General features: G+C 56.0%; 23 protein-coding genes. 15 read left to right on the top strand and 8 right to left on the bottom strand.

What is annotated here, in order from left to right:
- Positions 1 to 21: 21 nt before the first annotated feature.
- The gene (locus tag BS629_RS16060) at positions 22 to 714 is read right to left on the bottom strand and encodes a class I SAM-dependent methyltransferase (RefSeq protein WP_018243197.1); all 693 of its coding nucleotides are present in this window, start codon (positions 712 to 714) and stop codon (positions 22 to 24) included.
- A 737-nt stretch (positions 715 to 1451) separates the two neighbouring features.
- On the opposite strand from BS629_RS16060, the gene BS629_RS16055 reads away from it, so the two are divergent.
- Complete coding sequence (locus BS629_RS16055) at positions 1452 to 2342, top strand: DUF6030 family protein (RefSeq protein WP_018243198.1); 891 nt, start codon at positions 1452 to 1454, stop codon at positions 2340 to 2342.
- A gap of 110 nt (positions 2343 to 2452) precedes the next feature.
- Here BS629_RS16055 and BS629_RS16050 read toward each other — a convergent pair whose 3' ends face one another.
- Complete coding sequence (locus BS629_RS16050; protein ID WP_018243199.1) at positions 2453 to 2896, bottom strand: hypothetical protein; 444 nt, start codon at positions 2894 to 2896, stop codon at positions 2453 to 2455.
- Positions 2897 to 3035: 139 nt separating this feature from the next.
- On the opposite strand from BS629_RS16050, the gene BS629_RS16045 reads away from it, so the two are divergent.
- The 13 genes from BS629_RS16045 (at position 3036) to BS629_RS15990 (ending at position 14303) form a co-directional block, all read left to right on the top strand.
- On the top strand, positions 3036 to 4109 hold the full coding sequence (locus BS629_RS16045) for an endo-1,4-beta-xylanase (protein WP_026188494.1): 1074 nt from the start codon (positions 3036 to 3038) through the stop codon (positions 4107 to 4109).
- Positions 4110 to 4140: 31 nt separating this feature from the next.
- Complete coding sequence (locus BS629_RS16040; protein ID WP_018243201.1) at positions 4141 to 5292, top strand: glycosyltransferase; 1152 nt, start codon at positions 4141 to 4143, stop codon at positions 5290 to 5292.
- A complete protein-coding gene (locus BS629_RS16035) occupies positions 5292 to 5798 on the top strand; it encodes an acyltransferase (protein ID WP_018243202.1) in 507 nt (168 codons plus the stop codon). The genes BS629_RS16040 and BS629_RS16035 overlap by 1 nt, the downstream gene beginning before the upstream one ends.
- Entirely contained in the window at positions 5795 to 6697 is a 903-nt protein-coding gene (pssM, locus tag BS629_RS16030; RefSeq protein WP_018243203.1) for an exopolysaccharide glucosyl ketal-pyruvate-transferase, read from the top strand. The genes BS629_RS16035 and pssM overlap by 4 nt, the downstream gene beginning before the upstream one ends.
- 151 nt (positions 6698 to 6848) lie before the next feature.
- The gene (locus BS629_RS16025; protein ID WP_026188495.1) at positions 6849 to 8351 is read left to right on the top strand and encodes a lipopolysaccharide biosynthesis protein; all 1503 of its coding nucleotides are present in this window, start codon (positions 6849 to 6851) and stop codon (positions 8349 to 8351) included.
- Positions 8352 to 8381: 30 nt separating this feature from the next.
- Complete coding sequence (locus BS629_RS16020; protein WP_018243205.1) at positions 8382 to 9413, top strand: polysaccharide pyruvyl transferase family protein; 1032 nt, start codon at positions 8382 to 8384, stop codon at positions 9411 to 9413.
- A gap of 11 nt (positions 9414 to 9424) precedes the next feature.
- Positions 9425 to 10246: a hypothetical protein gene (locus BS629_RS16015; RefSeq protein WP_018243206.1), complete on the top strand. Its 822-nt coding sequence runs from the start codon at positions 9425 to 9427 to the stop codon at positions 10244 to 10246.
- A gap of 82 nt (positions 10247 to 10328) precedes the next feature.
- The gene (locus tag BS629_RS16010) at positions 10329 to 11273 is read left to right on the top strand and encodes a glycosyltransferase family 2 protein (protein ID WP_018243207.1); all 945 of its coding nucleotides are present in this window, start codon (positions 10329 to 10331) and stop codon (positions 11271 to 11273) included.
- 24 nt (positions 11274 to 11297) lie between these two features.
- Positions 11298 to 12182 carry a glycosyltransferase family 2 protein gene (locus BS629_RS16005; protein WP_018243208.1) on the top strand — a complete coding sequence of 295 codons (885 nt, stop codon included), beginning with the start codon at positions 11298 to 11300 and terminating at the stop codon, positions 12180 to 12182.
- Positions 12179 to 13159, top strand: a complete 981-nt coding sequence (locus tag BS629_RS16000) for a glycosyltransferase family A protein (protein ID WP_018243209.1) — start codon at positions 12179 to 12181, stop codon at positions 13157 to 13159. The genes BS629_RS16005 and BS629_RS16000 overlap by 4 nt, the downstream gene beginning before the upstream one ends.
- On the top strand, positions 13146 to 13358 hold the full coding sequence (locus tag BS629_RS38345) for a hypothetical protein (protein WP_128408350.1): 213 nt from the start codon (positions 13146 to 13148) through the stop codon (positions 13356 to 13358). Before BS629_RS16000 ends, BS629_RS38345 begins: the two co-directional genes overlap by 14 nt.
- A 13-nt stretch (positions 13359 to 13371) precedes the next feature.
- A complete protein-coding gene (locus BS629_RS15995) occupies positions 13372 to 13830 on the top strand; it encodes a glycosyltransferase family protein (RefSeq protein WP_018243210.1) in 459 nt (152 codons plus the stop codon).
- Positions 13827 to 14303 (top strand): glycosyltransferase, encoded by a 477-nt coding sequence (locus BS629_RS15990; RefSeq protein WP_018243211.1) that lies wholly within the window; start codon positions 13827 to 13829, stop codon positions 14301 to 14303. Before BS629_RS15995 ends, BS629_RS15990 begins: the two co-directional genes overlap by 4 nt.
- Positions 14304 to 14346: 43 nt before the next feature.
- Here the strand turns inward: BS629_RS15990 and BS629_RS15985 are convergent, their stop codons facing one another.
- From BS629_RS15985 to BS629_RS15970, 4 genes are all read right to left on the bottom strand, one after another.
- The gene (locus tag BS629_RS15985) at positions 14347 to 15042 is read right to left on the bottom strand and encodes an SGNH/GDSL hydrolase family protein (protein WP_018243212.1); all 696 of its coding nucleotides are present in this window, start codon (positions 15040 to 15042) and stop codon (positions 14347 to 14349) included.
- A 143-nt stretch (positions 15043 to 15185) separates the two neighbouring features.
- Positions 15186 to 16493: an HlyD family type I secretion periplasmic adaptor subunit gene (locus BS629_RS15980; RefSeq protein WP_018243213.1), complete on the bottom strand. Its 1308-nt coding sequence runs from the start codon at positions 16491 to 16493 to the stop codon at positions 15186 to 15188.
- Between the two features lie 15 nt (positions 16494 to 16508).
- Positions 16509 to 18275, bottom strand: a complete 1767-nt coding sequence (locus BS629_RS15975) for a type I secretion system permease/ATPase (RefSeq protein ID WP_018243214.1) — start codon at positions 18273 to 18275, stop codon at positions 16509 to 16511.
- Positions 18276 to 18764: 489 nt separating this feature from the next.
- Positions 18765 to 20387 carry a right-handed parallel beta-helix repeat-containing protein gene (locus BS629_RS15970; RefSeq protein WP_018243215.1) on the bottom strand — a complete coding sequence of 541 codons (1623 nt, stop codon included), beginning with the start codon at positions 20385 to 20387 and terminating at the stop codon, positions 18765 to 18767.
- 688 nt (positions 20388 to 21075) lie between these two features.
- Here BS629_RS15970 and rapA2 point away from each other — a divergent pair.
- Entirely contained in the window at positions 21076 to 21774 is a 699-nt protein-coding gene (rapA2, locus tag BS629_RS15965; protein ID WP_018243216.1) for a calcium-binding lectin RapA2, read from the top strand.
- 235 nt (positions 21775 to 22009) lie between these two features.
- On the opposite strand, the gene BS629_RS15960 is transcribed toward rapA2, so the two are convergent.
- Together BS629_RS15960 and BS629_RS15955 are read right to left on the bottom strand one after the other, a co-directional pair.
- Positions 22010 to 22714 carry a hypothetical protein gene (locus BS629_RS15960; RefSeq protein ID WP_018243217.1) on the bottom strand — a complete coding sequence of 235 codons (705 nt, stop codon included), beginning with the start codon at positions 22712 to 22714 and terminating at the stop codon, positions 22010 to 22012.
- Entirely contained in the window at positions 22714 to 24990 is a 2277-nt protein-coding gene (locus tag BS629_RS15955) for a polysaccharide biosynthesis tyrosine autokinase (protein WP_018243218.1), read from the bottom strand. The genes BS629_RS15960 and BS629_RS15955 overlap by 1 nt, the downstream gene beginning before the upstream one ends.
- Positions 24991 to 25016: the final 26 nt, after the last annotated feature.

Raw genomic sequence — 25016 nt, 5'->3', positions numbered from 1 at the left:
GGCGCGGGTGCGCGCCGTGCTTTATCGCGCACGTCGCAGCGGACGAATGCCGTCCGAAATCAGTGCAGCTCCGACGCCGTGTCTAAGAGGCTTTTGCGCAACAGCGATCATCGACTTGGCGAAAACGGGAATCCTTCCGACATATTCAAAACGAATATTGTCGAAGCCGGCATCCAGCAACAGCGTACGCAGCGTGTTTTTCGACCAGAACTTGATATGCCCATGATCCGTCAACGGCATGAAATGGTCGTCCATTTTCCCCACCGCAGCCAGGGCAAGGTTCTTCAGATAACCATGATAGGGCGTCGAAATCACGGCGATACCGCCCGGCTTGACGAGATCGTACATCGTCGAGGTGAAAGCCTTCGGATCGTAGACATGCTCGACGACCTCCAGGCTGATGACGGCATTGAATGTGCCATATTCCCTGGAAAGCTTGTCATACGCCGAGCCGACATTCAGCGGCAGTTCGGGATAATTGACATTGGCCTTCGCGATGCCATCGCTGGAAGGATCTACGCCGACGACATAATATCCCTTTCCCGCAAGAGCCGCAGCTGCCCCGCCGGTACCGCATCCCAAGTCAAAAACGTCGTTCTCAAGAGCACCGTCGAAATGGCTCTCCAGCACATCGAGCACGGCGGGCAAGATGTAGGAATGCGCGGTGGTCGGTTTGGCGTGAACATAGGTGGTTGCGTCTAGCTCGACGGACATATCCCTTCCCCTCGGCGATTGCGCGGCAAACCCTATCGAAGAATACGTCGAAAATTTGATGAAAATCGCCAAAACCCGTCCGATTCCAAGGATATCCAAAATATAATCTATGGTTTTATAATAAAAATAAAAACTTTTGCGCGAAAATATACAGAGAGTATAATATATACTTATATATCGATAGTTATAATATTGATGATTCAGAAATTATCTAGAATATCCTATCTTAATTATAATAGTAACAAGAATAATCCGTCGAAATCACGCGGAAGCCGAGCTAACGCTGATCGATTCATAGACCGAATGGTGAGATCATTCGCCATCTGCCACCGCGATTGCCCCTAGCTATATTGGAGATTCCCAATCGACATAGGGTTGAAGCGCCTCCGCCGAAATCTGCAGCGCTCCCTTCCTGATGACACACAAAGGTGCCCAATTGCCGACACGAAGCCAAAGATATTTAACGGCTGAATGTATATGGTTGATCTAAAGCGCGTCGCGATCTTTTAGATTCGCTCCTCGCGCTTTCGGTCTTTGATTTTACGCATGTCGTTGTCGCAAAACCGCTGCACACTTTTGCGCGACATGCTTTGGTGCAATTCCAGCAAAAGTGCGCGGCGGTTTGCGTCCGGAATTGCGCAAAAACAAAAAGATAGAGGGTTCCGTGGCTTGGAGAAAAACGGAAATGCTCTAGACCGCCCGATCGAAACCCTTCTCGCACGCCGGAGAAGACAAGCTTGCCCGATACTTCGTCGTCCGCATATGCGAAACAGCCGGTGAGAAAACCGCGGATTCCCGTTGTCTTCTGGTTGCTGCTGACGATTTCCCTCTCGCTGGTTATGGGAACGGTGCTGCTTTCCAACGACATGAAACACTTAAAGACGGTCAGCCACTATTTTGGCTTCGATCTATTTCCCCCTGAGGTTAGGCCGCCGCCGCCCAAAGCTCTTCCCCGTCCGGCGCCTCCAGCCACCTTCGCGCTTCCCTTGCATGTCATTGAACCGCCGGCCGCACAGACCGCGTCGACTTTTCTACGGACATGGCGGATATCCGGCGCCGCAATGTGTGCCGCGCTGCGCAATGCCGGCATCGAAACCACCGATTGGGCGGCGACGAGCTTCAACGCCGATACGTTCGAATGCTTTTTCGAGCAGAGTGGCAAGCGGGAAAAGGATCAGCTCCCGAACTCCATCTTCGTCATCGTTCGCGGCGACGCCGCCGGCACGATCAACAATATGCGCGTGAAGATCGTCAATCCCGAGACCGATCAAAATGGCCAGCTCGATCCCGGCATTCTGCGAATTTTCCAAATCATGCTGCGGCAACCGCAATGGCTCGATTTTCACGAGACCCTGAACGCCATCAAGAACCTGAGGGATATCAAGGAAGACGGCTTCGGAGCCAGTATCAGCTTCACCCGCGAGGTGCTCAATCCCGGGAATTACAATTTCACACTCTCGCTGGACGCGACTTCAGGACCGCAGAAAAGAACGAGAAATTACTTTTCCGGCAGAATATGGCTGCCATTGCCCGACCATGCGGTCGACATCAACAGCGCGCAACCGGAATCAGTCTCCGAGCCTTCCGATGCCGAGGCCCCGGCAGAAAGTCCGGAGCATCGGCATTAGAGCAATTCCAAAGGTGCGCAGCGGCTTCACAGAAATTGTGCAAAAACAAAGAGATAGAGCACTAAAAGGCGGTCATCTTCTAGATTTCTGGCTTCCCGCCGCGCGCCGACTTATCTCGCCATGTAACTTGCATCGTCGTGATCTCTGGCCAGAATCTTGTAAAGCTCTTTCAAACTGTCCGCACTCGGCCGTTCGGTGCTGTCCCCACCCGCCAGGCGCCAGACACGCTCGACATTGAGGTCCTGCGTGACTTGCGCAAGGTCTTCGTTCAGCGAGCGAATGACGATCTCCGATTGACGCAGCCGCCGCGACATTCTGACGAGCGCTGCGAACGGGAGGAAAATGACGCCGATGATGCCGAGAACAAGGGCTGCGAACTGCCGGTCATCGAGGAGCGATAGATCGTTTCGAACGGGCGCCATAAAAAAAACGGCATTTTGAAATGCCATATAAAAATAGCTCATGAGATAGCTGGACCAATCTTCCATCACGAGCGCCCTCCCCGAGCGGTTTATATCTTGGAATATGCTGAAAAGTCTAGCAGACACCAACAATATCCCCTGCGGCGAAAGTATATTTGAGGTTGCATTACTCTGCTGAATTGAACGCGAATCCCGTGATGGATCGGTGCCGACGAGCCTGGCCCTTCAAATTCCACCGCGGACATGAAAAAAGCTAACAGTGAGAGATAGAATGAATAGAAGACGTTTCCTCGCCTCGGTTCCGCTCGCTCTGTTGTATGTTCGTGCGGGCCAGGCCCTAGCGCAGGTGCCTGCCTCTGCAGGGCTGCGCGCCCTCGCCGATAGGAAGTCGTTCCGATTCGGATCGGCAATCGACCTGCAAAACATCAACGATCCAATCGCTTCCGAGATTTACATCGACAACGTCAATTCAATAACGCCGCGAAACGAGCTGAAGTGGAATGCGACGGAAAAGAGACCGGGTGTTTTCAGCTTCGGTAGCGCCGACCGCATGGTTGCATTTGCACGTAAAAACAACATGAGGGTTTATGGCCATACGCTGATTTGGTATCGCGTCCCGGGCTGGGTGTCTGATATCACGGACGCAAAGACCATTCAGGCGGCCATGAACCGTCATATAAAACAGGTTGTCACTCGCTATAAGAACTCGATCGATGCTTGGGATGTGGTGAACGAGCCGTTGGAGTATGATGCAGCGGATCTGCGGGATTGTGTTTTCCGACGCCTTCTTGGCGACGATTATATCCGTATGAGTTTCGACATGGCGCACCAAGCTAATCCCGGCGCGACGCTGGTCCTCAACGAAACGCATCTGGAGAAAAAATCCGACGTGTTCGAACAGAAGCGTGCGCGCGTCCTGAAAATCGTCGAGGATCTCGTCGCCAAAAAAACGCCGATCAATGCGGTAGGGCTGCAGGCGCATTTCCGCCCCGGCCTCGACCGGATCGATCCGGAAGGAATGGGACGCTTCTGCGCGGCGCTGAAGGACATGGGTGTCGGCGTTTTCATCACCGAACTGGATGCGTCCTGCCACTTCCTGAACCGCGACAAAGCCTTCACGCCGGCATCCTACGCCGATATTTTCAGTGACGTGATCACCGTGGCGGCCGAACATGGCGACTTGAAAGGCGTGACAGTATGGGGCATGTCGGAAAAATACGGCGAGCGCGATGAGAAAGCGGCCGATCCCGCTGCGGCTTGCACGAAGCGCGTTAATCTTTACGACGAAAATAATGCGCCAAGAAGTGCGATCGACGGTATCCGGCGGGCAATAGAGGCGATGTGATGCACAAGACAACGGAGACGCGAACAGATTCATGAAAAAAGCCGTTATTTATGTGGAAAAATTTTTGCCTGCCAGCCAGGCGTTTGTTCTCAACCAGGCGGTAGCGTTTCGTTCTTTCGAAGCTGAAATTCTTGCCGGCTCGCGAATTTCTTCGGCGCATACAAAAAAATCCACTGTTCCGGTTCATGACATCCGTCGCTCTCCCATTGCGCGGGCCGGTGAACTGCTACTGAAAATCCCGCAGATCGGCCTTCCCTTCCTCTTTCCTGCGATCGGCAAAGCCGATCTCGTTCACGCCCATTTTGGAAAGAACGGCTATGTCATCGGCCCGCTGGCCCGGGCCGCCGGCAAGCCGCTGATCACGACGTTTCACGGCTTTGACGCCACCTATGGCGGCGATCCGAAAAAGCCGGGCGGCTTCAATCAGGTGCGTTTCTTCGCCAAGGGCCGGAGTGAGATGGCCAGATGGAACAGTTGGAACATCGCCGTTTCCGATTTCATCCGAGACCGGTTGCTGGCACTCGGCTTTCCAGCCGATCGCGTCTATCGCCATCATATCGGCATCGATCTCGATCTCTTCAAAATGGAACCCCGTCCCCGAAAAAAAGGGCGCGTGGTTTCAATTGCCCGCTTCGTCGACTATAAGGGCCATCGTTTCATGATCGATGCGCTTTCGCGTGTGGCTGCCGCCGGCACCCCGGTCGAATTCGTCATGGTCGGCCAGGGTCCCTTGAAGGAGGAAATCGAAGCACTGGCGCGTCGTTCCTTGCCAAGCGTCACGATCCATGAAAATCTGTCGCAGACGGAGATAAGAGATCTGCTCGCCAGTGCGGAGCTTTATCTCCATGGAAGCGTGACCCTCGACAATGGTCACGCCGAAGCTTTCGGCCTCGCAAATCTCGAGGCGGAAGCCGTCGGTACTCCGGTCGTCGCATTTCGCTCGGGAGGCGTCGGCGAAGCGATTGAAGAGGGGAAAACTGGTTATCTCGTGGAGGAGCGGGATGTCGCAGGAATGGCGGACGCGGTCGGAAGACTGCTCAACGACCAGACCCTGTGGACAGCCTTTAGCGCGCGGGCACCGCTTCTGGTGGCCGAGCGCTTCGACTTACGTCGTCAGACGGGGACGCTCGAGGACTATTACAGTTCCGTGCTAGACGAATTTTCCAGCCGGGGTCGGACTTGATGGTGCAGACAGGAAAAAAGCCGAAGTGGGGACTGAACGTATTTCGGCCACTGCGGAACGGATTTGTGAAGGCCAAGTGGCTCTACTATACGAAATTCTGGGGAATGGACATCGATCCGACGGCCAGCTTTTCCTTGAGCGTGCGGTTCGACAAGACCAACCCTAGGGGATTGCATATCGGCGCGGAAACTTACGTCGCCTTTGAGGCGGCGATTCTGACCCACGATCTCACGCGCGGGCTCTATCTTCACACGAGGATCGGCAAGCGCTGCTTCATCGGCGCCCGCAGCATCGTTCTGCCCGGCGTCGAGATCGGCGACGAATGCGTCATCGGCTCGGGCTCGGTAGTGACCAAGAGCGTGCCGCCGCGCTCGCTTGTCGCTGGCAACCCGGCAAAGATAATCCGCAGCGACATCAAGATCATTTCGCGTTACGGACGCATGGCTCGCGAAGAGGACACGGTCTCGCAGATCGTGACGCATTTGCCGACTGGAGAAGCACGATGAAGATGTTTGCCTACCGGGGGAAACACGAGAATTTTGGCGACGAACTGAACCATTGGCTTTGGGAGCGTTTGCTGCCCGGCTTCTTCGACGAGGACGAAAGCCAGCTCTTTCTCGGCATCGGCTCGATCCTCTACGACAATTTCGACCCGAACATGCAGAAGATCGTCTTCGGCTCGGGCTATGGCGGATACACCAACCCGCCGAAGGTCGACGGCAACTGGACGTTCTATTTCGTGCGCGGAAAGAAGACCGCGGAAATCCTCGGCATCGATCCGAGCTACGCCATCGGCGATTCAGGCATCCTCACGCGCAGCTGCTGGGATGCCAAAAGCATCGAGAAGCGTTATCCCGTCTCCTTCATGCCGCATTATGAAAGCGCGATGTACGGCAGCTGGGATAAAGTCTGCGATCTCGCCGGCATCCACTATATCGATCCCCGCTGGTCGGTGGAAAAGGTTCTGACCGAGATCAGCGCATCACATAAGGTCGTCTCCGAGGCGATGCATGGCTGCATCATATCCGATGCGCTGCGCGTTCCTTGGCGGGCGATCCGGCCGATCGCGCCGGGCAATCGCGCCAAGTGGTATGATTGGGCGAGTGCGCTCGATCTGGAGATCGATTTCGATCCGATCGGCCCATCGAACCTTGTTGAAGCCGGAGCGTCGCTGGTCCGGAAAAATACCTACCTGTTGAAGAACATAACGTTCCGCCACCGCCGCATCCGACAGCTAACTGGCAACTATGTCTTCGGGTCGACGGTCAAGACGTTGCAGCGGGTAGCAGAGAAGCCGGGCCAGCTCAGCACAGATGAGTCTATCGTGAAAGCGCACGACAGAATGCTGCTTGAGCTAAACCGACTGAAGCAAGATTTTTCCAAGAAAACGGCAAGCGTTCTGTGAGGTCGCAAACCGGGTTCGTGACGAGGCAACAAGGCATGATGCTTTCTAACTCCATCAACCCCTTCTGCACCAGCAAAAGGGAAATGCATTTTGGTTGGGCGTGCAGTCCAATTAAATGGTCAATGTCCTCGACGTGCGGAGCCGTTCATCTATGAGCAGTGTCACCGACCGACTGATTCAGGGCAGCATGTGGCTGAGTCTGTCCCGCGCCATCGTCAACGGACTTTCGGCACTCAGCACCTTTGTGCTCGCCTGGTATCTCGTGCCGGCTGATTTTGGTCTCGTCGCCATTGCAACGACGATCCAGGTCATCTTGAGTTCGGTGACCGAACTCTCGCTCAATCAGGCGCTTATCCGCCACGAGTCTCCCAGCGAAACGCACTTCAGCGCGGTGTGGACGTTGAGCGTGACGCGAAGCGCTGTTTTGGCGCTGTTGTTTGCCGCCGCGTCCTATCCGATTGCCGAATTTTATAACGAGCCGCGGCTGACGAGCGTGATGCTTGCCTTGAGTTTCAGCCTGCTCTTGAGTGGTCTCGCCAATCCACGCCGCGTCATGCTGCAGCGTGATCTGATCTTCTGGCAGGAGTTCGTACTCAACGTCTCGCAAAAGCTGGTCGGCTTCGTCGTGACGGTGGCAATTGCTGCCATCTACCAGAGTTATTGGGCGCTCGTTATCGGCACCCTCGCCTATCAGGTCACGAATATCATCGTTTCCTACACCGTCCTGCCGTTCTGGCCTCGCATCACCTTTCGTCATGCACGCGAATTGTTTTCGTTCTCGGTGTGGCTGACGGCGGGCCAGATCGTCAACACGCTGAACTGGCGCATCGAATACCTGCTGATCGGCAAGATGCTGGGCGCCACGCAGCTTGGTCATTATACCGTCGGCAACACCCTTTCGACGCTGCCGACGCGCGAGGCGACGGCGCCATTGAACCAGACGATTTACCCGGGCTTTTCGAAGGTCCGCAACGACCCGGTCCGGCTGATCGCAGCCTATCAGCGTGCACAGGCGCTTCTGGCGGCGGTGGCGCTTCCGGCCGGTATCGGCATGGCTGTTGTGGCTGATCCGATGATGCGGCTTGCCTTGGGAGAAAAGTGGGTTCCCGCGATCTTCATCGTACAGGCACTCGCATCGGTCTTTGCCCTGCAGACCCTCGGTTCGCTCGTCCAACCGCTCGGCATGGCAAAGGGCCATACCAAGATGCTGTTCATCCGCGACACGCAGATGCTGGTGGTCCGCGTACCCATCATCATCGCTGGTCTCATGATGGCCGGGCTTCCGGGCGTCGTTTATGCCCGCGTGTTGACGGGCCTGATTTCCACCGTAGTCAATATGCTTCTCGTCAAGCGCTTGATCAATCTGCCATTCTTCCAGCAGCTCGCGGCAAATTTCCGCGCGCTTGCCAGTGTCGCAGTGATGGCTGCCGGCGTCTGGGGATTGTCGCATGTCCTGAACACCCCCACCGACAAATTGGCGCTGGCCCTTCACCTGGCCATCCTCGTCGTCACCGGCGGTATCCTCTATGTCGGTTCCAGCTGTGTCCTTTGGCTCGCAATGAAGAAGCCAAACGGCCCGGAAACCGAAGTTCAGCGTATCGTTGTCAAGTTCCTGTCAAAAGCCAAACGTATTGCCGTACCCAAGTCGGCCTGAAGTTAAACGAACATCAACAAGAGAGGCAGAATGACCAGCCAATCCAGATCGGAGCTGATCTCAAAACTCAACGGCATGATCCATGATTGCCTGAAGGACTATGTCTCGCGCGACGAGCCGCTTGCGATTCTCGACTTTCCCGACATCCGCAATTGCGGCGACTCGGCAATCTGGCTGGGTGAGATGGCCTATCTCAAGGATCGCTTCGGCAAGCGCCCGGACTATGTTTCCAGGCTGTACGACTTCTCCGCCGACGAACTGAAACGGCGAGTACCGACCGGCCCGATTTTCATTCACGGAGGCGGCAATTTCGGCGATATCTGGGTTGCCCACCAGGATTTCCGCGAATCGATCATGGAACGTTTCCCGGATCGGCAGATCATCCAGTTCCCGCAGTCGATCCACTACAGCTCGCCTGAGCGCATCGAGCAATCCAAACGGGCAATCGGGCGCCACAAGAATTTCGTGTTGCTCGTGCGCGACGAAGAATCGAAGGAGTTTTCCGAAAAACACTTCGACTGCACCGTACGACTATGCCCCGACATGGCTTTTGCCATCGGTCCGCTTCCGGAAAGGGCGACACAGATTCCCGTCCTCGCCATGTTGCGGGAGGATGCAGAACGGGTTGGCGGTACCGATCGCACAATTCCTTCCGATATTCCTGTGGAAGACTGGATTACCGAGTCGAAACGGAAGGTCGATATCGCCAAGAAGTTGGGGGTAGCTTCGGCTTATCTCGCATTGAAGCCGAGCGAAGTTGCCTTGCGCAGACTGGACGCTGCGGCACACAACCGTTTCGAGCGCGGCATCAGTCAGATTTCGCGTGCCCGCGCAATCGTGACCGATCGCCTGCACGTCCATATCTGCTCGCTGCTGCTCGGCCGCCCGCATGCCGTGTTGGACAACAGCTATGGAAAGATCCGCCGCTTCATGAATGCTTTCTCCGGCGGAACCGACCTTTCATACAAGGCAACCTCGCTCGAGGACGGAATAGAGTGGGCGCGTCGTCAGGCGGCAAAGGGGCGTGTCGATGCAAAAGAAGCTGTGAGCTTGCGGGCTTAAGGGGGCATTCGATGACACTTGTCACCTTCATTATCCCGGTCCGACATCAGGACAATGCCCGCGATTGGAGCAGGCTGAAGGCAAACCTGACCCAGACCGTGGCCTCCATTTCCAACCAGACCAATGGAGACTGGCGCGGCATCATCGTGGCAAACGAAGGCGCCGATCTGCCTGACCTGCCGGAAAAATTCTCCGCCGTGCGTGTCACCTTTCCGCCGAACGACCTGCATGAGCTCGGAAAGGGCAGCAAGGAAGACTTCCTTGATGCCTTCCGGGCAGACAAAGGCCGTCGCGTTCTGAGCGGCATGCTGAATGCCACCGACAGTCGCTTCTTCATGATTGTCGATGACGACGATTTCGTCAGCTCTCGGATCGTTCAACACGTATCCGACAATCGGGACGCCAACGGATGGACGATCGATCATGGTTATATCTGGGACGATGGCGGCAACTTCCTGTTTGGCCACGACGACTTCAGCCATCTCTGCGGTACCTCGTTGATCATTCGTGCCGATCTCTATGAACTGCCGGAACGTTTCGAGGAGGCTTCGCTCGACTGGATCAAGTCGATGCTGGGCAGCCATGTCCGCATAGCAAGCATCCTTGCCCAGCGGGGCGCGCCGCTAACGAAACTGCCGTTTCGCGGGGCGGTCTATCGGGTCGCCCATGGCGGATCGCATAGTCAGGCACCGAGCCTGCTGCGGCAGTATTTCCTCAACCGCGGTGTGCTCACCAAACCGCGGCGGTGGTTACGCAATCTTCGCAAGCTGAGAGTACTCGGCGAGGGTCACAGGCGCGAGTTTTTCGGCAAGACACGATCAAACCCCGCGTAGGCGCCGAACCGCTCGGACATCGCACAGGCAGTCAAAACATGAAGATCTTCTCTTACGACTTCACCAAGAGGGTTGGTAACTGATGTCGGATCTCTTCGTCAGCGTGCTCTTTTCATCTTACAATGGCGCCAGCCGCCGGCTGCGCCATACTTTGGATTCCTTGGTGCGTCAGGAGCTTCCCCATGATCGATGGGAATTGGTTGCTGTCGACAATAATAGCAATGACGATACGTTTGAGCTTTTGAAATCCTACAGCGAGAAGCTTCCCATCACCATCCTGCAGCAGCGCAAGCCGGGAAAGTCTGGCGCGCTGAATCTGGCTTTGGATCAAATAAAGGGAGATCTCATTGTCTTTACGGACGACGACATACGCGCCGAACCGAACTGGCTGAAAGCGATTGTCGACTGCGCTATCGCCCATCCGGGCTATGGCGTGTTCGGCGGCAGAATCGTCCCCGATTGGGAAAAGGAGCCGAAGGGCCGCTTTATCGATTGGATTCCAATGGGCTCGACTTTCGCGATCGTCGATGAAACGCAAAGCGGACCTTGTGACCCGACGAAAGTCTGGGGTCCCAACACAATCATCCGGCGAGAGTTGCTCGGAACGAGCGTGCGCTACCGGGAAGATATCGGCCCTCTTCCAGGGAAGATATTTGCCATGGGTGAAGATGCGGAAATCATCATTCGACTGGCGGCAAATGGCGCCAAGTCCTATCGATGCGCAGAGGCCGTGGTTCATCACTGGATACCGGCATCAAGTGTCACTGAGGATTGGGTACAGAAACGCGGCGAACGGCTTGGCTATGGCATGCCGGCGCTCTTCCCTGACGAGGTACCTGGAGGGGTGAGACTCAGCGGAGTTCCACTACCGATCTGGATCGAAAGCGCGCAATGGGCATTTCGGGCAGCCATGCTTTATCTCTTGCCGCAATCGAAGAAGCGTTTCTGGGCTATCTGGAAATATTACTACATGCGTGGATATCGTGCTGGAATTCGCCGATATGCGCCCCAGACGCTCGCGCGGTGATCGATTGGCCCAGGAGGCAGTAAATTGAAACTCTCGGTGCTCATCAACAATTTCAATTATGGTCGCTTTTTGCGCCCATGCATCGACAGTGTTTTGTCACAGGCCTACCCCGACTTCGAAGTGGTGGTGGTCGACGACGGATCGACGGACGATTCCCAAGAGATCCTTGCCTCCTACGGTGAACAGATCCTGACGGTATTGAAGGAAAACGGTGGCCAGGCCTCGAGCTTCAACGCGGGTTTTGCGGCCGCAAGCGGTGATGTGCTCTTTCTCCTCGATGCCGATGATGCATTCTTGCCGGGCAAGCTCGCTCGTATAGCCGAAATCTACGACCGCAGCGAGATCGACTGGTGCTTCGACCGGGTGACGACTGAGGAAAGCGACCAGCCTCCAACAGAGCTGCAGGTGACGCTGTTCGACAAGCGGGATACGCTGCGCAGGGGCGGCTTTCCCTCGCTTCCTGTGCCGACATCCGGCTTGAGCTTCCGCCGCGATCTGCTGTCTCAGATCCTGCCAATGTCTGTCGCGAAAGACGTCGTCCTCAGCGACAATTACATCAAGTTTGCAGCCGCCTATCTGGGTCGCGGCGCCATCGTCGAAACACCGCTGACGTTTCAGCGCATTCATGAGTCGAACCGGTACACGGGCACAAGCAGGGCAAAGACGCTGCGCCCACGGATCATGATCGCGACTGGGCTCGAACTGGCACGCCGCTATGACGGGCTGCAGGCACTCGGCAAGAGCCTCGTGGCCGGCGGAATTGCCGAAACGACATCGCTTCTGAAGCTCCGGGGTGAAGCTCGCAACACGGTGGCCGGCGGTCCGTTCGGCGATGCTGCCGCGACCGAAGTGGCCTTGATGGCGGCGCGCAAGCGTTTGGGAAATATGCTGCGGAGAGGACAGTCATGAATCAGCAAAAGACTTTTCCGCATTCATCCGTCGGCACAGAAGTCGGCGCCGCGCCGCTGAGGATCGCCGTCGGCGTGCTGACCTATCGCCGCCTCGACGGGATCGCCAAGCTTCTTGACGTCATGACGCGCCAGGTCAGGCAGCCGGCTCGTCCCTATCATCTCACTATGGTGATCGTCGATAATGATGCGGCCGGCAGCGCAAGGGCCACGGTAGAGAGCTTTGGCCAAACAGGTGCCTACGACCTGATCTACGTCATCGAACAAAATCAGGGCATACCCTTTGCACGCAATCGCGCATTGGATTCAGCGCCTCCCGGCACTGACCTCTTCTGCTTTCTCGACGATGACGAATGGCCGGTCGATGGCTGGCTGGACGCGATGCTGGAGACACGGGAGAAAAACCGCGCCGATTGCGTCTACGGCCCCGTCCAACCGGTCTATCCCGAAAACCCGCCGGAATATTTCATCAAGGCAAGGGTGTTCGAGCGCAAGAAGAACAAGGACGGTCAACGCATTTCTTATGCGGCCTCGAACAACGTCATGTTCGACTATCCCCTAATCCGCTCATGGAATCTGCGTTTTGAAGAGAAGATGCGCTTCACCGGGGGCACGGATTACCTTTTCTTCAACCAAGCCATCCGCCGTGGCATGCAGGTCTTCTGGGCTGACAAGGCGCTTGTCCATGATATCGTTCCGGCCAGCCGGATGACCTGGAAATGGGTATTGCAAAGACAATACCGGCTCGGCAATACCTTCGCAGTCAGCGAGGTCCTGCATGGCAACCTCAAGCGCCGGATCTATCGCGCGGCCTATGGTGCCACGAGAGTCATCCTTGGGCTGGTCATGCTGCCGGCGATCTTGATTTCACCCTATTGGGGCATGCGAGCCCTCACCCATGTTCTGCGCGGCGCGGGCATGGTTAATGGGATTCTCGGCCATGCATACCAGGAATACAAGCCCAATGCCGCGCTCTGATATTTGTTTGCGCGAGCGCCCTTGGAAGAGTTTTGACCCTTATTATGTTCCAGTTGAAAATATCATGAGTGATTGGCTGTCCATGAACTTCAAGGCTTCAATCAACCGGGCCAAAAATGGTACACTTCTATTGAACTATCGTGAGACAATCGCTGTTCGTACAGAACGGTTTTTCGCCCCTATCATCGGTCAAATATAGGAGATGCCTGTCTATGACTGAGAAAAAATTGAAGGTTCTCGCTGCCTCGTCAGGAGGCGGCCACTGGGAGCAACTGATGGCCATGCGCGGCGCATTCGAGGGCTGCGATATCGTCTTTGCAACGACCATCCCGGGACTGCTTGCAAAATACGACATTCGGGACGGACTAGTGCTTCCCGATTGCAGCCGCGACTCGATACCCATGTCGATCAGGTGCTTTTTCAGCGCCTTTTCCATCGTCATCAAGCAGAGGCCCGACGTCGTCATCTCGACCGGTGCCGCGCCCGGGCTTTTTTGCCTGCTTGCCGGCAAATTGACGGGCAAGCGGACGATCTGGATCGATAGCGTCGCCAATGTCGAGAAGCTGTCGCTATCGGGTAAATTGGCCGGCCATATTGCGACGCTCTGGCTCACGCAGTGGCAGCATCTTTCACGGCCGGATGGCCCCCACTACGCAGGAGCTGTCCTTTGATCCTTGTCACCGTCGGAACGCAGCTGCCGTTTGATCGCCTCGTCAAATCTGTCGACACCTTCGCAAAGGAACTGTCCAAACCGGTTCTGGCGCAGATCGGCAAGGGCACCTACACGCCACAGAACATGAAATGGATCAAGAATATCGAGCCCGCGGACTTCGATAGAGTCTTTTTCGATGCAAGTGTCATCGTCTCTCACGCGGGAATTGGCACTGTGCTTACCGCGAAACGTTTTGGAAAGCCGATCATTCTCGTCCCCCGGCAGGCATCCCTCGGCGAGCATAGAAACGATCATCAGCTTGCCACGGTAGGCCAGCTCGCAGGCCGACCGGGTATCTATGTTGCACATACCGATGACGATCTCAGGAGCTATCTGCTCGAAGACCTGGATAGCCCGTCTCACGAAGATTCGTCGGAGGCCGGTCGGGCTTCACTGGTCACCTACCTGAAAAACTATATTGCGGCGGTCTGAACCCTGAGAGCCGTCAGGGACTGTGACGGGCATGAGAGAATTTTCATTCTCCGCAATTGTTGCCGGCGATACGTTTGACGAGTTCGGGCGCGATGATTTTGGAGGCCATGTCAGGCAGAGGATGCACACCATCAGGAATTTCCGTGGCCAGATCATCCGGCGTAAGACGCTCCCAATGCGGCCGGTGGTCGACAAACTCCAGACCACGTTTTTCCGCCTCTGCCTGATGGGCAGAGACATAGCTGTCGACAAAGGGGCGGATTAGCCCCCGCAGCCCCGAAAACGGATTCATGGCCATGACGATGATCCGCGCTTGCGGCAGGCGCTGCCGGAGCTGGTCGAGGATGTCGCCGATATTCTTTCGGCTTTGCGCAAGCGACACGAACCGATGCAATGTCGCATCGTTAGCATAGAGTTCAATCAGGATGATATCCGGCTGCGCGGCAACGACGCGATCAACTTGGGTAAGGGCCCATTGTGACGTCTCGCCGCTCTTTGCAACGCTCTCGACTTTCACGGGCCTTTGCAGGCAGGCTGAAAGCCCTGTCTCGAGAGCGGGCTGCCATCCCCCGCGGGCCGTCAAGGATGTTCCGAAAGCCACTATTTTCAGCGGCTGAGGACTATCGGCATGGCCGTTTTTGACCGCGGAAAACATCACCAGACACGCCAGAAACAGAACCAGTCCACAAGCCGGTCGCCTCGCAGTCGGCGCCGCTCGCCAAAGCAGCAAACACATCATCGGGAGACCTTGCCGCAGACTTGAGACAATTTCGTGAAATGGCCGCTCATGCCCGTTCGAGCAACGTGAAACAATCCAACCTCACCCTGGCGGATGGCTGCTTTGAGACGTCCGGACTTTCAACCACGCGAAACAGCCGCCAATCACTCCTGACGAAATACGTGCTGCATCTGATCGGTCAGCGGCTTCGTCAGATAGGATATGACGGTCCGGTCGCCGATCTTGATAAAGACCTCGGCCGGCATGCCGGGATAGAGCTTTATCGTCTTCATCCTGGCAATGCTTTCAGCTTTCGGCTTGACGCGCAGGGGATAGTAGCTGATGCCCGTGCGCTCATCCTTGACGATATCAGGGGCGATTGAGGTAATCTCACCGCTCACATCAGGCGTCGTGCGTTGATCGAAAGCACTGAAGCGCACATCGACGGACTGACCGACGTGAACCTGGTCAATATCGCGGGTGGCGACTTTCGCCTCGACCGTAAGTTCGTTATTTTCGGGAACGACGAGCATCAACGTCTGACCGGGATCGATGACACCATTGACGGTGTGAACCGAAAGTTCGTGAACTCGCCCAGTCAGCGGCGCGGTAATGTCGAGACGGTGCAGCTGATCGAGTGCGGTTCCGCGGCGCTCTTCATATTCGGCGATCTGTGCCTCGACGTCGGTCAGGTCCTTTGCGATCTCCGAACGACGATCCTCATCCAGCTGGATCGACTGGCGATCGATCTCGATTGCCTTACCCTCGGCCTCGGCCTTTGATGCGATTTCCTGGCCGCTGTTGCCCTGGAGATCGGCGCGTGCGCGCTTGAGCGTATTCAAACGCTGAAGCGTGACGAGACCCTTCTTGTAGAGCGTATCAATGCCCTCAAGCTCCTGTTCGATCAAACCCAAGGCATCGCTGGTGGCGTTGATCTGAACGACCAACCCCTTTACCTGCTCGGCCAGCTGGTCCTTGCGCGATGCCAACTGGCTCTTCATTCCGATAAGCGCCGTCCTGCGACTGTCGAACAATTTCTGCTCACCATCGAGAAGCTTCGCCGCGGAGGTGCTGGATGTCAGATCAGTGATGTTTTCCTCGACCTCGAACGAATCGGCGCCGATCCGTTCCGCCTTCAGACGGGCGCGGCGCGCATAAAGCTGAGCGAGCGTGCTTTCGACAATCGAGAGGTTCGCTCTTGTCGTCGTCCCATCGAGCCGTATCAGCACCTGCCCTGCCGTCACATGGTCGTTTTCGGCGACCAGCAGTTCCGACACGATACCACCTGTCAGGTGCTGGACCTTCTTGACATCGCCGTCAACAACGATCACGCCCTCGCCGATGACTGCGCTCGAAAGCTCTGTCGTCGCCGCCCAACCGCCGATGCCGCAAACGAGGGCTATCGACAACGCACCGACAACGGCAACATGCCGATTGAGGGAGCGTTTCGATTCACTGATAACTTTATTCACAATCTTCCCTCTGGCCTATTCGGCCGCATTGATGCCGTCGACCACGACTTTAAGCTGAGCCACGCGCTCGGCAATCGGCGTGCGCGCCGCTTCCGGCCGGCTGACCCTTGCCAGAACTTCCTCTTTCGGACCGAACGCGATCATCCGGCCATCCTGCATCATCAGCACGAAGTCACAGACCGCCAGAACGCCGGACCGATGTGCGATGACAACGACAATGCCGCCGCGCGCCCGCACGCTCATGATCGCAGCACTCAGCGCCCGCTCGCCTTCTTCATCAAGATTGGAGTTCGGTTCATCGAGCACGACGAGGAATGGTTCGCCGTAAAGCGCTCTTGCAAGCGCGATCCGCTGTCTCTGGCCGGCCGAAAGCGCCGCACCGCCTTCGCCGATTTCGGTTTCGTAACCGTTCGGCAGACGAAGGATAAGATCGTGAACACGCGCCGCCCTCGCTGCGGCAACCACTGCCTCGGGCGACATCTCCTTCGCGAAACGGCAGATATTCTGCGCGACGGTCCCCGAAAAAAGCTCCACATCCTGCGGGAGATAACCGATATGCCGGCCAAGTGCGTCACCGTCCCACTGGTCGAGTGCCGCACCATCAAGGCGAATGGATCCTCTGACGGTCGGCCAGATGCCCATCATCGCCCGCGCCAGCGACGACTTACCCGAGGCACTGTAACCAATGACCCCAAGCGCGCTCCCTGCCCTTAAGCCGAAGCTGACATCGGAGATGACCAGGCGCTGGCCAGCCGGTGGTCCGCTCGCCAGGCCCTCAACAGTGACTTGCTTGGTAGGAGCCGCGAGCGCAAGCGGGGCTGGAATCTCAGGAATGGTTTTCAGCAGGCTCGAAAGCCGCGCCCAGCTCTGCTGAGCAGAAACGAAGCCACGCCAATTTCCGATCGCTGCTTCGACAGGCGCCAGGGCGCGCGAGGTCAATATCGAGCCCGCGATGATAATTCCCGAAGAGGCCTGCCCTTGAATGACCAGGATTGCGCCGGTCGCAAGCGTCCCCGATTGCAGAGCAATACGGAAAATCTTCGACAAGGTCGCATATCCGTTGCCGACATCCGATGCCTGCCGAGTGATCGTCCGGTATTCACTGTTCTTGCGGTCCCAGATTTCGGCCATCGTGCCTGCCATGCCCATGGCGTGGATGACCTCGGAGTTGCGGATCGAGGTCTGCGCGAAGGCATTCCGCATATTTGCGGAGTCAGACTGCTTTTTTGATAGCGTCCGCGTTCCCTGATTGGTCATGAACGTCAGGATGGCGAGAACCAGCGATCCACCGATCGCGATATATCCGATCGCCGGATGAAAGAGGAAACAGATCACGATATAGAACGGCAACCACGGCAGATCGAACATCGCTGTCGGGCCCATACCGGACAGGAAGGTTCTGATCTGGTCGAAGTCGCGCAACGGCTGAAGCCCGTCGCCGCCGATTTTGACCTTCAGCGGAGCCTTGATAAGCGCCCGGAACACACGTCCGTTCACCATCTCGTCAAGTGAACCGGCAACACGCACGAGCATCCTGCTTCGCAGAACCTCGAACGCTCCTTGAAAGGCGTAAAGCATCAACGCAAGTATTGCCAGGGCAGCCAGCGAGGGTATGCTTTTGCTGGGGATGACCCGGTCATACACCTCAAGCATAAAAAATGAACTTGTAAGATAGAGGATATTGATAAGCGCACTTGCTATTCCAATGAAAACAAGCCCCCCCTTGCATTTCCTCAAGGCTTTGGATGGCTCGCTCGCATCCGCTGTTGAACTCTGAAACACGAAAGTAATCCCTCTCTTACCGCATAACCCACAGGCATACATGCCAGCGCACTGCAGCTACGGGTCCATCAAGCCCGATCAATAACACAGCCGCATCTGGATTGTCGGCACCGGTGCCGATCTTCCGCTTGCAAGCTCACACCTATTATATGAATCCCACCGAAAAATGGCCAAGAAATTCCAATTTATAGCGCGCGCGATTTCAGGGGTTCTAACTTGACGCTACGCTAAATATACCGGCCCAAGCAAGTGAAAATCGCAAACCGCCCAATAACGAGCCAAAGGGATAGCCGTGCCGCGTGCATAAACACGATGTTTACTCGGGCATTAACTATATATTCAGTCCATATTTTACTATGAAGATGAACGGCTGAAATATTAGGTCAGCGACCATTCCCCGACTCGACCGCCAGCGAGCACTCATCATCGAGCTTTAATGTCGAGATAAAGCGGCTGGCAAGGCGGCCCCGCCGACCCGTCCCGTCTGACTCAGACCAGCAGATGTGAGCCATGAAATGCATCCACGTTGATGGAGACGCTCAACGAGTCCGTATCGATGTGTGAAGCACCGTCGGAGATCTTGTACTGGAAGGATTCGCTGACGTTACCGCTAATGCCGGCGAGTTTGGCCGCATCGACCGTATAGGTGTAGTCACCATCGCTGTCGACATGGATGACGCCGTATTTCCCGGTCAGCGTCAGCCCATGCTTGTCCACCGCACTGTCACCGAAGCGGCGGAGCAGCACAGTCCCGTTAGAGGCACTGTCGTTTTCGAGGAGATTGCCGTGATAGGCGCTGCCGGTGTCACTCGCGATCTTCAGGTTGTCATGGACGGCGGCGATTCTTGGCGTCACAGCCAGCGGCGCGGTGGATACAAGCTTTTCTGTCACCGCCGCGATAGTCTGCTGCTGTGACGAAACTTCCACATGCACTTCGGAAGCCGCAGCGGTAGCCACGTGCTCGGCAGTCGACGCCGAACTGACATTTGTATCGCCAGCAACGAGACTGTCCTGGCTTTCCAACGCGGCCTGGGCTTGCTCGAGCGTCTGGTTGTCGCTGACGGGAAAGGTATTCGCAGCGATGATGGCAGGCGATATACTGTACGGCGTGACATCGCTGTCTATGATATTGTCATGAAACGAGCCCGATGCAGGCCTGTCGACCTTCAGCGCCGCCGAGGACAGGTCCTCGAACACGTTGTCGTGGACGTCGATATTTTCACGAACGTAAATTGGAGTGCCGGCGGCGCTGATCGACACGCCCCATACGCCATCATGGATGTAATTGCCTGAGATGTCGTAGTTCTTCGTGTCGCCCTGGTCGCCGAGACCGATAGCATAGGACCAGCTATAGCCGCCGTAACCGGAAATATCGTTGTCATGGATGGCAATATTGGTGCCCGCCTGCGCGCTCACCCCGAAGCCGCCCCCAACCAGCGTATTGTCCTCAATCACGGCATTCACCGCCCGCACCAGCGCTATGACGCCCTTTGGAGTAACGGCATCCGTCTGGTCGAGATGATTGCCGCTGATCAGGATATTGCTGCTGTCATTCAACTGGATGGCATCTGCCGTGGTGCCGTGGCTGTTGGTGACGGTGTTGTTGAGAAGGGTGACACCTTTAACCTTTTCCATCCAGATGCCGTCGCCAGTCACGCCGGTGATCGTGCTGTTTTCGATCGTGATGTTCTGGCTGCTCTTGAAATTGACCGAACCGGCCTTGGTGGAACTTCCCGTATTTTCCACTTCGACGTTGCGGACCGTCCAGTTCCAGACGTTTGCTGCGTATATCGCCGCGCCTGATGTGTCCGATATCTTGATGTTTTCGATAACGATATTCGACGCATTTGAAGTGTGGATGCCGTCACCGCTGCTATGGATAACGGGCGCATCGCCAACGCCATAACTGCCGATCGTAATCGGAGCGGCGATGCTGCCAGAGTACTTCAAATCGAACTGTTCGTTGAAAACGCTTCCGGCAGCCAGGAGCACGCTATCGCCGGGATTGAGCTTGAGCGCCTCGACAGCGGAAAGCGTCGCGAAAGGCGACTGTTCGCTCACTCCACTGTTCTGGTTGGATCCTGTTGCCGAATTTACATAGTAGACGGTCACGCCGTGATCTCCCAAAGATACTGGAAAATCTTTTAACCGCGGACCTCTCTCTGCCTGCTAAAATGGAACACTAAAATGCATTCTATCCCGCGATAATTCTTACGCTCCCTAAAAAATACCTTGGTATCCTGAATATTTTGCATTGCAAAAAAAGTTGCGCTGCACAATTATGGAATCTGTTACCTAATCCCGCAGTGGAAATAAGACTATCCTCCAGGCTAGACATATTAATTTTTGAAAATTGCGGCCGGAAAGAAATATTACTTGATAAACATATATGACAAGAACGCGACATCAGTTACTCCGGCAAAAAGCAGGCGCTAGAGCACGCAACGAAACAAAACGGCGATGTCACGCTATAGCCCGTAGTGGTTATATGAAAATCTCATCTGCACATAAGCACCTCCGGGTATTCTTATAAATTGCCCCTGAATAAACATTCTTCCCTCCTGAAGAAATATGAATTCGTATCTGTCGTTTGGCAATTTCACTTATTATTAACGTAATAATCCCCAAGCGTTTCATTGTCTTATGCGAGTTGTAGGTGTGTCATTATTGTACAATACACCCGAAAATGTTCACTTGCTGTTAATTACACCCTTGACTCTCTGTATTAAGATATCCTTAATCGGGCAGCTCGCTAAAGGTCAGAATTGACCTAGCAAAGAACAATTCAAGGAGAGAACTGATGGCTGTTCACGCAACCGACGATAGTGCAACATTCCTGGAAACAGACGCCATTTCAGGAAATCTGCTTTCCAACGATTCATCCGATAATGGACACCTGTTCCTGCGTGCCTTCGATGGCGCAAGCGTTGGCGCCAAGAGCGGCAACAGCCAGATCACCGAGATCCAGGGCGACTACGGCACCTTCTTCGTCAAGCCCGATGGCAGCTACACCTATGTGCTAAGCGATGCTGCCAAGGTCAACTTCACCAATGGTGAGTTGCTCCAGGAGAAGGTTTCGTACAAGATTTCCGACGGCAGCGGTCACACCGATGTCGGCCTGTTCACCCTGAACATCCAGGGCGTAACCCAGGTCAAGCCGATCGCGGTCGACGACCACTACAGCTTCACCGAAGGCGACGCCATCGGTGGCAACGCCTTGGACAACGACATTGCCGGCGACAATGGTCATCTCTTCCTCCGACAGTTCGGCACCACGACCGTAAACGGCGACCCGAGCGCAACCACCGATGTCGCCGGCACGTATGGTACGTTCCATGTCAAGGCCGATGGAACATTCACCTATGATCTGGCAGTAGATGTTGCTCCGGGCGATCACGTCACGGAAACCATCCAGTTCTACAAGATCTCCGACGGCGAAGGCCACACCGACGCCGGTGTCCTGACGCTCAACATCACTGGCGCGGACGCAGAAGTCTGATCGTCAACAGCCAATACAGAACAACGCCCGCCGCATAAGCAGCGGGCGTTGTTTTATGCAAGTTGAGCTCCGGTCAAGAGAATGAGCCGTAGTGTGCAGCTGCCGGCAACCAGATGGACCGCTAACTTCAGCGGTGCTCGGAACTGCCTCCAGAACAGCGCGACGATATTCCAGCGGGCATTGGTTCAGTGCCGTTTTGGAGCTTGGAATTGTCTTTGAAAACCGCCTCGGTGATTTACTTGCTGCAACGCTGCCGGAACCGCGCCGTTGCAGCGTCTCCAACGCTCGTCCAGGTTCGATCGAAGATTGGACGAAGCTGCGGGCTGATCTCTTTTATCGTGGCATTCACCCTGCAACGATCGCCCAGTTTCAGCATGGTCATGAGATCACTGTCGAGCGCGTTCCTTGCCGCGGCAAGTGTTGCATCAGTGAAATCATTCCAGAAATAAAATCGCGTCAGGATCATCACCTGGTCGTGGGGCGCGAGCACGACCGAACGCTTCATCATTCCCGCAACCGCAGCCGGCTCCTCCGCAATTATCGACTGCACGGCCGCAAGGCGAAGCCAAAAATTGCTGTTCGTCGGCATGCACGAAAGCGCATACCGCAAATACTGGCGCGCTCTCGACGCCGCAGCGGCCCAGGCGTCGTAGTTGACATTGACATTCTGCCGATCGAGTTGCGCCAGAACGAGGGTTACGCCAGCAGCCACAATGTCGGATCGGCAATAATGACCGTCAACAACGTCGACACTACGCGACGCGTATTTGGTCACGACATCGTCCGCGACGGTCTCCCCACGCTCGATCCTTTCGGCGACGATCGAGATGCTGGCCGTTCTTATCGAAGCGTACAGCTCGCGACCGGCCAGCACCACAAAGACGACGGTGACGATAACGAAAGCGATCCTGGTAACCGAAACGAACTGACCGCGGAACATCAGCTTTCGGTATAGTATCGCGAATAACGCTTATAATAATACTCGCTCGAACCGAATGTCCGGTAAAGTTTCATCTGCGACGGATCGACCTTGGTCAATATAGTACCGACGCATTTCGCATAGAGTTCGGGCTCGGACAGCAGGGTCGACTGCACGACCTTGCGCGATGTCTTTCCCCACTCGATAACGAAAACCACCGCATCGAGCTTCGAATTGATGGCGCGCGCATCCACAACCGGCGCCAAGGGCGGCAGGTCGACGATAATATAATCGAAGCTTTGACGCGCCGTTTGAAGAAGCTGATCCATGCCGCGCGACGCAAGCAGCTCCGACGAATGTGGAACACGATACCGTGCCACCGTCGGCAAAAATGCGAGCTTTGTTTTGGGATCGAGAAGGATCAGATCCTTGAGCGGACGGCTGTCGACGATCGCCTCGAGCAAGCCGGCCTCGGCATGGCGGCCGATCGCCCGGGTGGCACCGGGATTGCGCATGTCGCCGTCGATAAGCAGGCAACGCGCGCCCTGCATTGCCAGGAGCTTGGCAAAATTGATGGATGTCGTCGACTTCCCCTCGCCGGGCAAGCTCGACACGACGCCGATGACCTTGCAGCGCTGATCGGCAGCACTGAGGTCGATGGCAATCTTGGCGCTTCGAAGCGTCTCGGCAAATGCCGAGAGCGGATGCTCTTCGACATAGGTCGTGGTCTTCCCGCCCCTGGCGATGCTTCGCGGATTGCTGGGATCAACGAGCGTCGGATCGTCGACGTTATTTTCAATCAGCGGCATGACACCGAGAGACTCGACATCGAGCACGTCCCGAACATCATCACCGGTGCGGAAGAACCGATCCCGGAATTCGCGGAAGGCCGCAATACCACTTCCAAATGCACATCCCACGAACATCGCGAAAGCAACGACGAGAGCTCTCTTCGGAGCGCTCGGCTTCGTCGGCTTCTCCGCCGTCGTGATGATGCGCGCAGCGGTAATCGGAAAGCTCTGCTGTTGAATTGCTTCCTGATAGCGTGTCAAGAAGCTCTGATAGAGATTCTTATAGGTATCGCGCGTGCGCTCGAGTTCGCGAAGCTGCACCTGCGTTTCGCCAGCCGATGCGGCAACGCCCGTCGCCTGTGTGACACTGTCGCGCAAAGAATTTTCCCGCGATTTCGCCACCTGCAGCTCGCTTTGGTAGCTCTCGGCGATGCGGTTCAACTCATCGAACATGAGCCTTTTATATTCTTCCATTTCCGCACGAAGCCGAACCGCCTGGACGTGATCGGGACCGAGCCGCGCCTCAATTTCGGTCTCGAGCTTGGAAGCCTCCAGATATTTCTTGCGCAGGTCGTTCGAAATGGAACTGTCGAGCACATCCGTGACGATCGCATCGGTCTGCTTGGCGTCGATGATCGACTTGACGCGTGCATATCTTGCCTCGGCCTTCGCCGTCTCGGCCTGCGCATTGATCAATTGGGTGTTGATCTCGGAAAGCTGCTGCTCGCTAATCAGCGTACCGGATCCGGCCTCAACGAGCCCATGCTCGCTGCGGAATTTCTGAACCGCAAGGTCGGTGTCCAGCGCCTGCTGCCGGAGCTCTTCGATACGCTCCTGCAGCCATTGGCCGGCCCGGCGCGTCGCCTCATATTTCGAATTGAGCTTGTCGACCAGATAAACGTCGGCGATAGCTGCCGCGATATCACGCGCCAGATCGGGTGACTGCGCGGTATAGCTGACATCGAGGACGTAGGACCGGCCGACGCGTTCGACATCGATATTGCCCGCCACAGTCTCGGCAGCGCCTCGCCGCCTCATTTCCGGATCAGGTGCGACGGCTGCGTCATCGGCAAACCACGACCGAAAATTCATGAAGGATTTCATAGTTGAGACAGAAAAAAGCGAGCTTTTCGGTCCCATGAACTCCGGATTGTCGACGAGTTTCAGCTTGTCGACGACGGCATAGGCGATGGTGTCAGACTTCAAAAGCTCGACCTGACTGAGGACAGTACCTTCGTCATCGTCCATCTGGCCGAAAGCCGCCAGCTGGTTGATCACCTGGCTATCGCTGCGGTCGATCAGCACGCTTGTGTCGGCGGTGTAAACAGGCACTGAGGTCAGGACATACACAATGCCCAGAATGGCGAAGGCGAAACCGCACGCCGCAACCATCCGCCACTGTCGGCGGGCGATTGCGATGAGCTTGTCGAAATCGATGAAGTCAGCTTCGTTTCCCGTATCGCGGGAGGGGTCGATACGTGGCGTAAGTTTATCTGGCGATAGCAATTTCGATCTCCAACAAAGGCGTCAAG

This window comes from Rhizobium leguminosarum bv. viciae USDA 2370, assembly GCF_002008365.1.
Lineage (GTDB): Bacteria > Pseudomonadota > Alphaproteobacteria > Rhizobiales > Rhizobiaceae > Rhizobium > Rhizobium leguminosarum.
The sequence above is the reverse complement of the archived record's forward strand: the minus strand, read 5'-3'. Positions and strand labels throughout refer to the sequence as shown.